We start from the raw sequence: 13,275 nt of genomic DNA on the forward strand, positions 1-13,275 counted from the left end.
CAGCTGGACACCAGAAAAGCGGAATCGCCCTGGAAGCTTCCTTAACAGAGACCCTGAATTTTATATTTACTTGCCTCATTAGAAGGTATACTTGAATTTCTTCTTTGTTTACTTGAAAAACCAGTCCCCTTACTTGCCGCTATCCATGGTTTACTTGGAAAATCCCAGCTGACTTCCAAATCTGCTAGCCGCCATCATCTCTTTTCCCACAAAAAAAACCGCCCCCCTTCTTCTAGAAAAAGAGAGCGGTTTTCATGTTTTTATGCTTCTTCCACAAGATCCGCAAACAGGCCGTAAACATACTGTTCTGCGTCAAATTCCTGGAGATCGTCCATTTTTTCGCCTAAGCCGACAAGTTTTACAGGGATGCTTAGCTCATTGCGGATGGCAAGGACGATGCCGCCTTTTGCCGTTCCGTCAAGCTTTGTAAGCACGATGCCTGTGACATTTGTCGCCTGGGAAAACTGCTTTGCCTGCACCATGGCGTTCTGGCCCGTGGTCGCGTCAAGAGCTAGAAGGACCTCATGCGGAGCACCCGGGATTTCGCGCTCGATGACCCGTTTTACTTTTTCGAGCTCGTTCATGAGATTGACCTTGTTTTGCAGGCGTCCTGCTGTATCGCAGATCAGCACGTCCGTTTTTCTTGCTTTTGCCGCCTGAACAGCATCAAACATGACGGCTGCAGGGTCTGAGCCTGCGGATTGCTTAATTACATCCACTCCCGCACGCTCTCCCCATACTTCCAGCTGCTCAATTGCGCCTGCACGGAATGTATCTCCTGCTGCAAGCAGAACTGATTTGCCTTCCTGCTTCAGCCTGTGGGCAAGCTTGCCGATGGAAGTCGTTTTGCCGACTCCGTTTACGCCGACAAACAGAATCACATTAAGGCGCCCTTCCTGAATGTCAAGCTTTGGAGACTCTTCCTCTTCTCCTTCATAAATCTCAACAAGCTTTTCAGAAATCACCGATCTTACATCTTTTGAGTCCTGAATATTCCGGCGCTTTACTTCCATCTTCAGCTCATCTATCAGGTCCATCACTGTCGCTACGCCTACATCCGCGCCAATCAGGACTTCCTCAAGCTCTTCGAAAAACTCTTCATCTACTTTGCGGTAGCGGGCAACGAGGTTATTGACGCGTTCTGAAAATGATACTCTCGTTTTCGTCAGCCCTTCTTTAAACTTTTCCGGTGAAGCATCAGGCTCCTGCTGCTGTGTAAATTTATCTTTTAACTTTTTAAAGAAACTCACTTAAGCTTCATCCTCTCATCTTGATTCGGCAAATTCTTTCGTTTCCTCCAGGCGGACTGAAACCATCTTGGACACGCCTGATTCCTGCATCGTTACGCCGTATAGTACATCTGCATCTTCCATAGTGCCTTTTCTGTGTGTAATCACGATAAACTGTGTATCCTGGCTGAATTTTTTAAGATACTGCGAAAATCTGTGCACATTGGCCTCATCAAGGGCTGCTTCGACCTCATCGAGCACACAGAACGGAACCGGTCTCACCTTTAAAATGGAGAACAGAAGGGCGATGGCTGTAAGAGCCCGCTCTCCGCCGGACAGGAGGCCCAGGTTCTGCAGCTTTTTGCCCGGAGGCTGAGCGACAATATCCACTCCGGTGTTCAGCAGATCATCCGGATTTGTAAGCCTGAGCTCCGCCCGGCCTCCTCCAAAAAGAGCCTGAAATACAGATTCAAAGTGTGACCTGATCTGAGTGAAGGTCGTGTGGAATCTCTTTTTCATTTCTTCATCCATCTCGCCAATTACTTGATGAAGCGTATCTTTGGCCTCCTGAAGATCGTTGCGCTGGTCTGTCAGGAAATGATAGCGTTCGGACACTCTCTCGTATTCATCGATGGCGCCAAGGTTAACAGTGCCCAGTTCTTCAATCGCAAGCTTGATCAGCTTGACCCGTTTTCTCGCTTCTGCAGCATCTGTCTGAAGCTCATACTTTTCTTTTGCCGCTTCAAACGAAAGAAGATACTCTTCGCGAAGATGATTGAGCCTGTTATCAAGCTCCACATCGTAACGGTTCAGCTTCACTTCCTCATCCTTCAGCAGCTCTGACAGCTGTTTGTACTGCCTGTTCAGTTCTTTGACTTCTTTTTCTGCTGTTTCAAGCTGATCCTGAAGCTTCAGACGCTGACTTCTTCTCACAGAGATAAGTTCAATCGTTTTATTTTTATCTTCCCGCTTTTCTTGTGCTGTTTGCTCGAGTTTTTCTTCCCCGGAAAAATCAGAATTCATTTCATCCTGAAGAAATTCCAGGTCTTCCTTTGCTTCGCGGTATTTTTTCTGCTGCGCGAGCAATTCCTGCTCTGTCCGTTCAGCAAGGCCGAGCTGATTTTCAAGCGCCTGCTTTTTGCCGGCCAGCACTACTTTTACATCTGTTATGTCCGACTGAACTTCTTCCTTGGACATTTGCTGACTTGATTTTTTGGCGCTCAGTTCAGCAATAAGCTGATCAAGCTCTCTTTTTTTGCTGTCATCCTTTTCAAGCCGGAGAGTCAGTTCTTCCTTGCGTTTTACCATTCTGGCCTTTTCTTCCTGATATGATTCTTTTTCTGCATCATAAAGGGAAAGATGGCTGTTAACATTTTTCTCCATCATTTCAATCTCTTTCAGGTCTGACCTCACAGCCCCTGTATCCATGCGGAGCTGTTCACCTTTTTCCCTGAGAGATTCAAGGTTCTTTTCACCTTCTGATATGGACAGTTTCAGTGATTTGACCTCTTGTTCAAGCTGACTTGTCTTATCGGACATTTCGCTGAACTGTTTTTCGATTGTTTCGAGTTCACGGCTTCTGCTGAGAAGAGAATTGTTTTTCTGCTTGACTGCGCCGCCCGTCATCGAGCCGCCGGGATTCACAACATCTCCCCCGAGGGTTACAAACCTGAAACGGTAGTTTAAAAGACGCGCCAGTTCGTTTGCTCCCTTGAGATCTTCTGTCACAATGACCGTTCCAAGTAGGTTTAATACCGCTTTCCGGTAAACAGAATCATACTCGGTCAAATCAGAGGCAATTCCTTTAAATGAAGGATGGCTCTGAAGTGTCTGCAGATCATGTGCAGATATGGTCCTTTCCTTCATAACCGTGAGCGGAAGAAATGTTGCCCGTCCAAACGCATGTTTCTTCAAATACGCGATAGCGGTTCTTGCCGCCTGTTCGTTCTCTACGACAACATGCTGGGCTGCGCCGCCGAGAGCAATTTCAATGGCCGTTTCATAGAGTTTATCCGTTGAGATAAGCTCGGCAATGGCACCGTGAATGCCTTCAAGGTCATTCCTGCGTTTCAGGATCTCTTTTACTCCCTGGAAAAATCCTGCATAATCTTCCTGCATGGATTCGAGCATTTCCTTGCGCGATTTCGTCTGCTGCAGATACTGATATGCCTGGTAAAGAGCCGTTTCCCTCTTTTGATAGGCTGCTTTTTTATGCTCAAGGCTTGTCTGGGCGGTTCTGAACGTCTTAATTTGCTCATCCAGATCTGCTTCAAGAAGGGAAAGCCTGGCCTCAAGTTTACGTTTCTTCTCTTCCGTTTCGCTTCTCTCGCTCAAATACTTTTGATTGGCTTCTTTCAGGCGGCCGGTCTTTCTTGCCTGCTGCTCAATCTGCTCATTTATGTATGTGATTTCATTTTTCGCCTGGGCTTCTGCATTTAAAAGGTCAAAGTATTCACTTTTAAGCGATTCAATCTTTTCTTCCATGTTCTGATCAAAGGAGGACAGTAGAGACTGTTTCTGCTGAAGCTGTTCTTTAAGGTCTGCCACTTCAGACTGCAGAGCTTTAAGCGTGCGCGACTGTTCTTCTTTTTCCTTTTCGAGCACATCAATGCGTTCTGATGCTTCTTTTACCGCATGCTGAAGCTGGGATTTGTTCTGGCTTGCGTTTTTTTTCCGTTCTTTCAGAACTTCTTTTCTGCCTTCCAGCTTTTCAAGGTCTTCACTTGCAAGAAGGAGCACCTGCTGAAGATCATTGATGGATTCATCAAGCGCCTGAGCCCGGTCTCTGACCTGCTCAATATCCGCCTCTTTTTTCTGAACGGCGGCATAAAGGCTGCTTTCTTTCCGTTTTCCGTCTTCTACTGCTTTTGAAAGAGCTTCCCATTTGTGGTGAAGTTCCTCGATTTCATAGACGGTCAAAGCTACTTCAAACTGCTCGAGTTCTTCTTTTTTCTCCAAATAGTCTTTCGCGATCGAAGCCTGGATTTTAAGGGGCTCTACCTGCCCTTCAAGCTCATGGAGAATATCCTGGACCCGGTTCAGGTTTTCTTGCGTTTCAGCCAATTTGTATTCGGCTTTTTTCTTTCTCGTTTTATATTTAAGGACGCCTGCTGCTTCTTCAAAGATACTGCGGCGTTCTTCTGCTTTGCTGCTTAAAATTTCTTCTACTTTTCCCTGGCTGATGATTGAAAAAGCTTCTTTTCCGAGCCCGGAATCCATAAAAAGGTCGACAATATCCTTCAGACGGCAAGTCTGATTGTTTATTGAAAACTCACTTTCGCCGGATCTGTAAACTCTTCTCGTAACAGAAACCTCATGATAGTCGATCGGCAAAAACTGATCTCCGTTATCAAGAGTCAGTGTTACTTCCGCCATGTTGACGCCTTTTCTTGAGTCGCTTCCGGCAAATATGATATCTTCCATTTTCGTTCCGCGGAGAGATTTGGCCGACTGTTCTCCAAGCACCCATCTGATGGCATCCGTTATATTGCTTTTCCCGCTGCCGTTTGGTCCGACAACAGCTGTGACACCTTTTACAAAATCGACATTCACGCGTTCAGCGAATGACTTAAATCCTACTATATCCAAACGTTTGAGGAACATTATGGATCCTCCCTACTATTCTATAAAATCATCCATATTCTATCATAATTTCTGCCCGGCAGGTTTAAAAACATATGCAAATGGACCTGCTCCCTGCAGAAAATCGCTGCACATAAAGAGAACCCCCTTGTATTCGGGGGTTTATCCATTAAAGCGGCTTCAGTTTTGTCAAGGCTTCCTGTGCCGCGTGCTGCTCGGCCGCTTTTTTTGATTTTCCGCTGCCTGTTCCAAGGATCTCGCTATTTAACGAAACAGTTGCAACGAACTCTCTGTTGTGGGCAGGTCCTTTTTCCTGAAGAATTTTGTACTCAAGGGATCCTTTGCTGTCCCGCTGGACAAATTCCTGCAGCTGGCTTTTAAAATCCATCACATGAGAAAAAGCACCATCATTTATTTTAGGGAAAACGCATTTTTCGAGGAAATGAACCACAGGCTCAAGACCTGAATCCAGATACAGTGCACCGATAAAGGCTTCAAAAACATCTGCAAGCAATGCAGGTCTTGCTCTTCCGCCTGTCATTTCTTCCCCTTTTCCAAGAAGCACAAGCTTACCGAATGAAAGCTCGTTTGCAAATGCGACAAGGGACGGTTCACAGACGATCGCAGCTCTGACCTTTGTGAGATCTCCTTCGCTCATTGTCGGATATTTCTTGAATAAAAACTGGGAAATCGTCAGTTCAAGTACAGCGTCTCCTAAAAACTCCAGCCGTTCATTGTCTTCATACGGCTTTTTGCGATGCTCATTCACATAGGATGAATGTGTGAAGGCTTGGTACAATAATTTTTCATTTTGAAACGTATGGCCAATTTGCTCCTGAAATTGTTTGAATTCTGCTTTTTTGACAAACGATCTTCTCTCTCTGTAATTCATCTTCGGCATAATAACCTCCATCACTTAAACAACAGCATCTAACTTGATCTTTTCAAAATGGGATAAAGCCCCGCCTTATAACGGGGCTTTATTTGCAACATTACTGTTGACTTTGTATGTAGTTCACAGCGTCGCCCACCGTTGCAATCTTTTCTGCATCTTCATCAGAAATTTCCATGTCGAACTCATCTTCAAGTTCCATAACAAGTTCTACAACATCCAGGGAATCAGCGCCAAGATCGTCCTTGAAAGAAGCTTCCATTTTCACTTCTGCTTCATCAACACCAAGACGGTCAACGATAATTTTCGTTACGCGTTCAAGTACTTCTGCCATAACATTTCACCTCCCCTCAAAGTATTATAGTGTATATCCTTTTAAAAAACTAGCCGAAATCAATGATTGCAGAGCATGTGGAACATGTTTTTTTACATGACCATGCCGCCATCTACATGAATTGTCTGCCCAGTGATGTAGCTGCTTTTTTCTGAAGCAAGAAACACGGCAGTGTGCGCGATGTCTGAAGCTTCGCCGAATCTTGAAAGAGGGATCTGCTTCAGCATTTCATTTTTCACATCTTCTGTCAGTTTATCCGTCATATCAGTCGTAATAAACCCTGGAGCAATCGCATTCACCGTAATATTCCGTGAAGACAGCTCTTTGGCAGCCGTTTTTGTAAGGCCGATGACACCCGCTTTTGCTGCTACGTAGTTTGCCTGACCCGGATTTCCGCTGACGCCGACAATGGAAGCAATGTTGATGATTCTGCCGTATCGCTGCTTCATCATTTGACGGGTAACAGCTTTTGTCGTGAGGAAAACCCCTTTTAGATTAATGTTAATAACATCATCCCATTCGGAATCTTTCATTCTCATTAAAAGGTTGTCTTTCGTGATGCCGGCATTATTGATTAAAATGTCCAGTCTGCCAAAACGCTCAACCGTTTCTTTTACCATCGCTGATACTGAGTCACTGTCACTGACATCTGCCTGTACAGCAAACGCTTCTCTTCCAAGAGCTTTAATTTCGTCAACGACCTCATTTGCCTTAGCTTCGCTTCCGGCATAGTTGACCGCTACATTTACCCCGTTCCGTGCAAGTTCAAGTGCGATGGCCCGGCCGATGCCTCTTGATGCACCGGTAACGAGTGCTGTTTTACCCTCTGTCATAACTGAACCTCCTTCAGTTTTTGAACGGCTGCTTCAAATGATGCCATGTCTGAAACAGCTATCACTTCTGCACTCCTGTCGATTTTTTTCACAAGACCGGAAAGAACCTTTCCAGGGCCGATTTCTACAAATACCGTTACACCCTGATCAATCATTTCTTTCACTGATTCTTCCCATCTGACAGGTGAATATAATTGTTCAACTAATAAACGCTTAATCTCATTTTTGTCTGCAACAGGCTTGGCGGTTACATTGGCAACAGCAGGAATGGCCGCATCGTTTATCTCAAGTTCCTCTAAAACACCTGCAAATTTTTCAGCAGCAGGCTTCATAAGTTCCGAGTGAAACGGACCGCTTACATCAAGCGGAATAGCGCGTTTGGCACCTTTTTCTTTAGCAAGTGCCGATGCCTTTTCAACGCCTTCTGCTGTCCCCGAGATCACAATCTGGCCCGGGCAGTTTAAATTCGCAAGCTGGACAGAAAATCCTGATGCCGTTACCTCTTCAGTCACGCTTTTCAGGGCTTCCGCTTCCATGCCCATGATTGCAGCCATAGCTCCTATGCCTGCAGGCACGGCTTCATTCATATACTCCCCGCGCTTTCTCACAGCGTAAACCGCATCCTCAAAGGACATCACGCCGCTTGCAACCAAAGCTGAATACTCTCCGAGACTGTGCCCGGCTACATAATCAGGTGAAATACCGCTTTCTCTGAATTTTGACAGGATCGCTGTACTTGCCGTCAGAAGTGCCGGCTGAGCGTTGTACGTAAGTGTCAGTGTTTCCTGCGGCCCTTCAAACATGATTTCTGAAAGCTTCATGCCGAGTTTTTCATCTGCCGCTTCAAAAATGGACCGGGCAGCTTCTGACTGATCATGCACATCTTTCCCCATACCGACAGACTGCGAACCCTGACCGGGAAAAATAAACGCCAATTTACTCATGATAATCTCCCCCTCATGCATTTAGTTATCGGCCGACTTTTCAACTGAGTGTCTAATCGTGCCTGTTACATCGTTGCTGACCATTTCCCGCGCCTGGCGGATGGCGTTATAGACGGCGTTCGGATCTGATGAGCCGTGTGCTTTGATCACCGGCGCTTTTAAACCGAACAGCCCCGCACCGCCATATTCGGAATAATCCAATTTCCCTTTAATGACTTTAAGCTTTGGTTTCAGAACAGCTGCGGCAAGCTTTGACTGGAGATTGCTTGTCAGAGCTGATTTCAGCATTTTGAACACAGAAAGTGCCGTCCCCTCAATGGTTTTGAGGGCAACATTTCCGGTGAAACCGTCTGTTACAATAACATCCGCGATGCCGTCAAGCAAATCCCTTGCCTCTACATTGCCGATAAAATGCAGGTCTGAGCCTTTCAGCAGCTGGTAAGCTGCTTTAGTTAACTCATTTCCCTTCTTTTCTTCCGTGCCGACATTCAGCAGGCCGACACGAGGCTTTTCAATCCCTCTTACTTTGTTTGCATAAATAGAGCCCATAATGGCATATTGCAAAAGCTGCTCAGGTTTGGCATCAGCGTTGGCGCCGACATCAAGCATTAAAAACCCGTTTCCTTCAATGGTTGGCAGTGTCGGAGCAAGTGCCGGTCTTTCAATTCCCTCGATCCGGCCTACAACGAAGAGCCCGGCAGTCATCAGAGCGCCGGTGTTTCCGGCGGAAATGCATGCATCCGCCTCCCCTTCTTTGACAGCGTTCGCCATCAATACCATTGAGGCATCTTTTTTTCTGCGGACAGCTCTTACAGGCTCATCCGTTGCTTCAATCACAGTATCTGTATGTACAATCGAAATTCGTTCGTGATTTGTCAGATATTCTTTTATTAAAGGCTCTTTGCCGTAAAGTGTAATGTTAATATCGCTGAAAAGAGAGACAGCTTTCATTGCGCCTTCTACGATTGCTTTAGGAGCATTGTCTCCTCCCATTGCATCAATTGCGATCTTCATTGCTGAAACCTGCCTTTTTTATTGTTTTTGAACGGTACATGTCAAATTCTCCTGAAAAGACAAGCTCACTGCCTACATAGCTTGTGACTTCCACCGTCGTTCTGCCTTTTTCTTCATCAGTATGGGTTACTTTTGCCTTTGCGACTACTCTTTCTTTTTCCTTGACTTGCCTTGTGAAGCGAATATTTGCCTTTGCTGTAAGCGCAAGGTCGTCATCGATGACCGCCACGGCAAGCGAATTGGCCTGGGCGAATAAATGATGCCCCCGGGCAATCTGATTGCGGCTGAATACATGCTCTTTTTTCACTTCAAAAATAGATATCGCAGAAGAATCAAGCTCAAGATCGATAATCTCCCCGATCACTTCTTCTAATGGCAGAGATTTCACTTCATCATCGAGCTGCTTTACTGCCACATGCTTTATCCGTTCTCTTAGCTCAGGAATGGAGAGTTCAAGGCGATCAAGTCTGACCGTCTGGATACTGACCTGAAATTTATCAGCCAGTTCCTCGTCGGTAATAAAGGGTGTTTCATTTATTGTCTGCTTCAGCAGAGACTGCCGTTCTTTTTTGGATTTTCTCATTGCACTAACACCGTCCGCACTCTTAAGACTAGGTACTAATAGTAGTATATAAGCAAATAAAGCAGATTGCAAGGACTGATTGCAATCTGCTTCTGTCTCAAAATCTCTTAATCTAATTTACCGCCGCTTATGATGCCTGATGCGTATACATAGTCACGAAGCTCCCTGTAATCATCAGATTTCCAGAAGGCTTCTGACTGAACAAGCTTTGCGGCATCGTTTCTGGCCGTTTCTAAGGCCCTGTAGTCGTGTACCATATCAGCCACTTTAAATTCCGGCATCCCGCTTTGTTTTCTGCCGAAAAAGTCTCCGGGGCCTCTCAGTTCAAGGTCCTTTTCAGACAGTTCAAAGCCGTCGGCTGTTTCTGTCATGACCCTCATTCTTTCTTTTCCCGTTTCAGATTTCGGATCTGCAAGCAGGATGCAATAGGACTGGGCACTTCCCCGGCCAACCCGGCCTCTCAGCTGGTGAAGCTGGGACAGGCCAAAACGTTCAGCATCATAAATGACCATCACGGTTGCATTAGGCACGTTTACGCCAACTTCAACTACTGTTGTGGAGACAAGAATTTGAACCGCATTCTCACTGAATTCTCTCATCACTTCATCTTTTTCTGCACTGGAAAGTCTTCCATGCATAAGCCCAAGCTTCCACCGGTCTCCGTAATAGTGTACAAGCGTGCTGTGGACATCTATGGCATTCTGCACATCGAGCTTATCCGATTCTTCAATAAGCGGGCAGATCACATACGCCTGTCTGCCTTCCATCAGTTCTTTGTCGATAAACTTGAGGATACGGTCGAGCACCTCGTGCTTGACCCAGTAGGTTTCAATTTTTTTCCGTCCGGCAGGAAGCTCATCAATGACAGACACATCCATTTCGCCAAATGCTGTAATTGCGAGCGTCCTCGGGATTGGTGTGGCCGTCATAAAGAGCACGTCGGGGTTTTCCCCTTTTTCGCGGAGCACCTTCCGCTGGCCGACCCCAAACCGGTGCTGTTCATCTGTTATCACAAGACCAAGCTTTGAAAATTGAACATCCTCCTGGATCAGCGCATGCGTGCCTACAAGAAACTGGATTTCCCCCGACTCCACCCGGGCAAGCAATTCCCGTCTCTTTTTGCCTTTTACAGAGCTTGTAAGCAGGGCTGCCGTAACGGGGAACCCTGAAAAAATCGCGGTTAATGATTCGGCATGCTGTTCAGCAAGGATCTCTGTCGGAACCATGAGGGCGGCCTGATAGCCGGACAAATAGGCAGCATACATCGCGATAGCCGCTACGACGGTTTTGCCTGAACCTACATCTCCCTGGAGAAGGCGGTTCATTCTGTAAGCCGATTTCATATCCGTCAGAATTTCGTCAATCACCCGCTGCTGTGCATTCGTCAAAGGAAACGGAAGAGACCCGATAAATCCGTCCAGTCTTTCCCCGTCAATCCTGTGGGAAACTCCCTTTGACTGTTCACGCTGAAACTTTCTCAGCGCCTGCATTTTCAGCTGAAATAAGAGAAACTCTTCATACACAAAATACCGCCTTGCATGCTTCAGATCTTCATGTTTAAGAGGGTGATGCATGGTCAGGATGGCTTCTTTTTTTGCGGGAAGCCTGTATGCCTCCATCAGCTGTTCAGGAATGACATTGCGAATCTCCGGACCAAATTGGGTGAGCGCGTGATTGATCAGTTTCCTCATGGTTTTGACCGTCATATTTTCTTTCACGGAGTAGACCGGCTCAATCTCATGTTCTTTTGCATGAGGGCCAAAGACGATTTGATTGGCCGTAATCGTCTGACGATGTTTGTCCCATTTTCCTGTAACCGTAACGACCGAACCGAGTTCAAGTTTCTTTTTATAATAAGGCTGGTTAAAAAAGACAGCGCTGATCAGGTAGTTTCCGACTAAAATTCTTACAGTAAGCCGTGATTTCTTTTTGCCGAAAAAGGCAAGAGAAGGTTCGCTGTGAACCTTCCCTTCGACTGTCACCCGCTCATCATGCTGTACGTCCGCTAAGTCTTTCAGGCGATAATCTTCATAACGATATGGCAAATATTCAATTAAATCCATGACCGTCAGAATGCCCATGCTTCCCAGAACCTCTGCGGATTCAGGACCTACTCCTTTGACCGCACTGACAGGCTGCAGCAGCGGATTAACTGCGTTCATCAAGTGATATCCCAAAGATTTTTGCTTCAAGCTCCCGTCCTGTCGGCGTAGCGGCAAGACCTCCCTGTGCGGTTTCTTTAAGAGCTGTCGGCATGGATTGTCCGATTTTGAACATCGCGTCGATGACTTCATCGCAAGGTATGCGGCTTGTGATGCCTGCAAGGGCCATATCGGCGGCAATCATGGCATTTGCAGCACCCATGGCATTTCTTTTTACGCAAGGAACTTCAACCAGTCCCGCAACAGGATCACACACAAGCCCGAGCATATTTTTGAGGGTAATGGCCATTGCTTCTGCAGCCTGGCTTGGAGTCCCTCCGGCGAGCTCAGTTATTGCAGCAGCGGCCATGCCTGATGCTGATCCAACCTCAGCCTGGCATCCGCCGGCCGCGCCTGAAATGGATGCATTGTTTGCGACAACGAATCCAAAAGCACCTGATGTAAACAGGAATTCAATCATTTCCTGCCTGCTCGGGTTTAATTTATTTTTCACAGCAAAAAGAGTCCCCGGAACAACACCGGCAGATCCTGCTGTAGGTGTGGCGCAGATCGTTCCCATTGCTGCATTGACTTCGTTCGTTGCGACCGCCTTGCTGACAGCATCAAGAATATATTCTCCTGAGAGAAAATTGCCTTTCTCGATGTATGCCTTCATGAGAACAGCGTCGCCGCCTGTCAGTCCTGAATGGGATTTGACTCCTGCGAGCCCCTTTTCAACCGCCTGTTCCATGACCGTCAAGTTTTGGTCCATCATTTGAAGAATCTGCTCCCGCGATCTTCCGGTCATCTCCATTTCCTGCTGAATCATAATTTCCGCTATTTTAACGCCTTTGCTTTCTGCAAGTTCGACTAGTTCTGCTACATTGCGAAACATTTTTTTACCCCCAATCGCATCACGGTTAATCTGCTATTTTTGTCACCTGAAGAATATTCGGCAGTGTTTTCAGTTCATCCAGTACCGATCTGTCAATATTCTGGTCAACTTCAATGGTCATCAGTGCAAGTTTCCCTTTTTCCTTGCGGGCAACATTCATATGGCCGATATTAATCGCGTATTTTGCAAGCACATTCGCTACAGCTGCAATCGCACCGAAACGGTCATTATGCACCACAAGAATGGCAGGATGGTTGCCTGAGAGCTTAAGCTCAAAACCGTTCAGCTCTGTAATTTCAATTTTCCCTCCGCCGATCGAAATGCCGACAAGCTCCAGCTGGCCATGGTCATCTCCGATAATCACACGGGCTGTATTTGGATGATCTGTAATCGCTTCTTCTTCGGTAAATGTCACTTTCATCCCTTTTTCAGATGCGATGTCAAGCGACGTTTTAATCCGCTCATCAAATGTATCAAAATCAAGCAGGCCTCCGATGATCGCTACATCCGTCCCATGGCCCTTATAGGTTTTTGCAAATGAACCATAGAATGAAATGGCTGCCCATTCAGGTTCTCTTCCAAATAAGCTTCTTGCTACTCTCCCGATTCTTGCAGCCCCTGCTGTATGGGAACTTGAAGGACCAATCATAATCGGTCCGATAATATCAAAAACACTTCTGTATTTCATATGCTCCCCCCTGAACATGCATAGCCTGTTGTCTCATGCTTACTGTGATCAAACGTGTTTCCTTCATAGTTTATCAGATAAACACAGCTTAAGAAAACGGAATCATCACCGAAATTGCACCCTGAATTTTGGACATAAGA

General features: G+C 46.3%; 11 protein-coding genes. All 11 read right to left on the bottom strand.

Going from position 1 to position 13,275, the window contains the following annotated elements; genetic code table 11:
- Positions 1 to 260 precede the first annotated feature (260 nt).
- Entirely contained in the window at positions 261 to 1,250 is a 990-nt protein-coding gene (gene ftsY / locus MHB63_20735; GenBank protein ID MEK3808962.1) for a signal recognition particle-docking protein FtsY, read from the bottom strand.
- 15 nt (positions 1,251 to 1,265) lie between these two features.
- Complete coding sequence (smc, locus tag MHB63_20740) at positions 1,266 to 4,832, bottom strand: chromosome segregation protein SMC (protein ID MEK3808963.1); 3,567 nt, start codon at positions 4,830 to 4,832, stop codon at positions 1,266 to 1,268.
- Positions 4,833 to 4,980: 148 nt separating this feature from the next.
- Entirely contained in the window at positions 4,981 to 5,712 is a 732-nt protein-coding gene (rnc, locus tag MHB63_20745; protein MEK3808964.1) for a ribonuclease III, read from the bottom strand.
- 91 nt (positions 5,713 to 5,803) lie between these two features.
- Positions 5,804 to 6,037, bottom strand: coding sequence for an acyl carrier protein (acpP, locus tag MHB63_20750; protein MEK3808965.1), 234 nt, complete (start codon positions 6,035 to 6,037; stop codon positions 5,804 to 5,806).
- 92 nt (positions 6,038 to 6,129) lie between these two features.
- Entirely contained in the window at positions 6,130 to 6,870 is a 741-nt protein-coding gene (gene fabG / locus MHB63_20755; GenBank protein MEK3808966.1) for a 3-oxoacyl-[acyl-carrier-protein] reductase, read from the bottom strand.
- Entirely contained in the window at positions 6,867 to 7,814 is a 948-nt protein-coding gene (gene fabD, locus MHB63_20760; GenBank protein MEK3808967.1) for an ACP S-malonyltransferase, read from the bottom strand. Before fabD ends, fabG begins: the two co-directional genes overlap by 4 nt.
- Before the next feature lie 21 nt (positions 7,815 to 7,835).
- Complete coding sequence (plsX, locus tag MHB63_20765; GenBank protein ID MEK3808968.1) at positions 7,836 to 8,828, bottom strand: phosphate acyltransferase PlsX; 993 nt, start codon at positions 8,826 to 8,828, stop codon at positions 7,836 to 7,838.
- Entirely contained in the window at positions 8,812 to 9,411 is a 600-nt protein-coding gene (fapR, locus tag MHB63_20770) for a transcription factor FapR (protein MEK3808969.1), read from the bottom strand. Before fapR ends, plsX begins: the two co-directional genes overlap by 17 nt.
- Positions 9,412 to 9,518: 107 nt before the next feature.
- Positions 9,519 to 11,573: an ATP-dependent DNA helicase RecG gene (gene recG / locus MHB63_20775; protein ID MEK3808970.1), complete on the bottom strand. Its 2,055-nt coding sequence runs from the start codon at positions 11,571 to 11,573 to the stop codon at positions 9,519 to 9,521.
- Positions 11,560 to 12,447 (bottom strand): L-serine ammonia-lyase, iron-sulfur-dependent, subunit alpha, encoded by an 888-nt coding sequence (sdaAA, locus tag MHB63_20780; protein ID MEK3808971.1) that lies wholly within the window; start codon positions 12,445 to 12,447, stop codon positions 11,560 to 11,562. The genes recG and sdaAA overlap by 14 nt, the downstream gene beginning before the upstream one ends.
- 25 nt (positions 12,448 to 12,472) lie before the next feature.
- Positions 12,473 to 13,135, bottom strand: a complete 663-nt coding sequence (sdaAB, locus tag MHB63_20785; protein MEK3808972.1) for an L-serine ammonia-lyase, iron-sulfur-dependent subunit beta — start codon at positions 13,133 to 13,135, stop codon at positions 12,473 to 12,475.
- Between the last annotated feature and the right edge of the window lie 140 nt (positions 13,136 to 13,275).

The sequence above is a fragment of the Bacillus sp. FSL H8-0547 genome (genome assembly GCA_038002745.1).
GTDB lineage: Bacteria > Bacillota > Bacilli > Bacillales > Bacillaceae > Bacillus_P.

Bases quoted from the DNA above. Each gene is read 5' to 3' on its own strand.
- plsX (MEK3808968.1), bottom strand. From the start codon at position 8,828: ATGAAGATCGCAATTGATGCAATGGGAGGAGACAATGCTCCTAAAGCA.
- fabD (MEK3808967.1), bottom strand. From the start codon at position 7,814: ATGAGTAAATTGGCGTTTATTTTTCCCGGTCAGGGTTCGCAGTCTGTC.
- rnc (MEK3808964.1), bottom strand. From the start codon at position 5,712: ATGCCGAAGATGAATTACAGAGAGAGAAGATCGTTTGTCAAAAAAGCA.
- fabG (MEK3808966.1), bottom strand. From the start codon at position 6,870: ATGACAGAGGGTAAAACAGCACTCGTTACCGGTGCATCAAGAGGCATC.
- fapR (MEK3808969.1), bottom strand. From the start codon at position 9,411: ATGAGAAAATCCAAAAAAGAACGGCAGTCTCTGCTGAAGCAGACAATA.
- sdaAA (MEK3808971.1), bottom strand. From the start codon at position 12,447: ATGTTTCGCAATGTAGCAGAACTAGTCGAACTTGCAGAAAGCAAAGGC.
- recG (MEK3808970.1), bottom strand. From the start codon at position 11,573: ATGAACGCAGTTAATCCGCTGCTGCAGCCTGTCAGTGCGGTCAAAGGA.
- acpP (MEK3808965.1), bottom strand. From the start codon at position 6,037: ATGGCAGAAGTACTTGAACGCGTAACGAAAATTATCGTTGACCGTCTT.
- sdaAB (MEK3808972.1), bottom strand. From the start codon at position 13,135: ATGAAATACAGAAGTGTTTTTGATATTATCGGACCGATTATGATTGGT.
- smc (MEK3808963.1), bottom strand. From the start codon at position 4,832: ATGTTCCTCAAACGTTTGGATATAGTAGGATTTAAGTCATTCGCTGAA.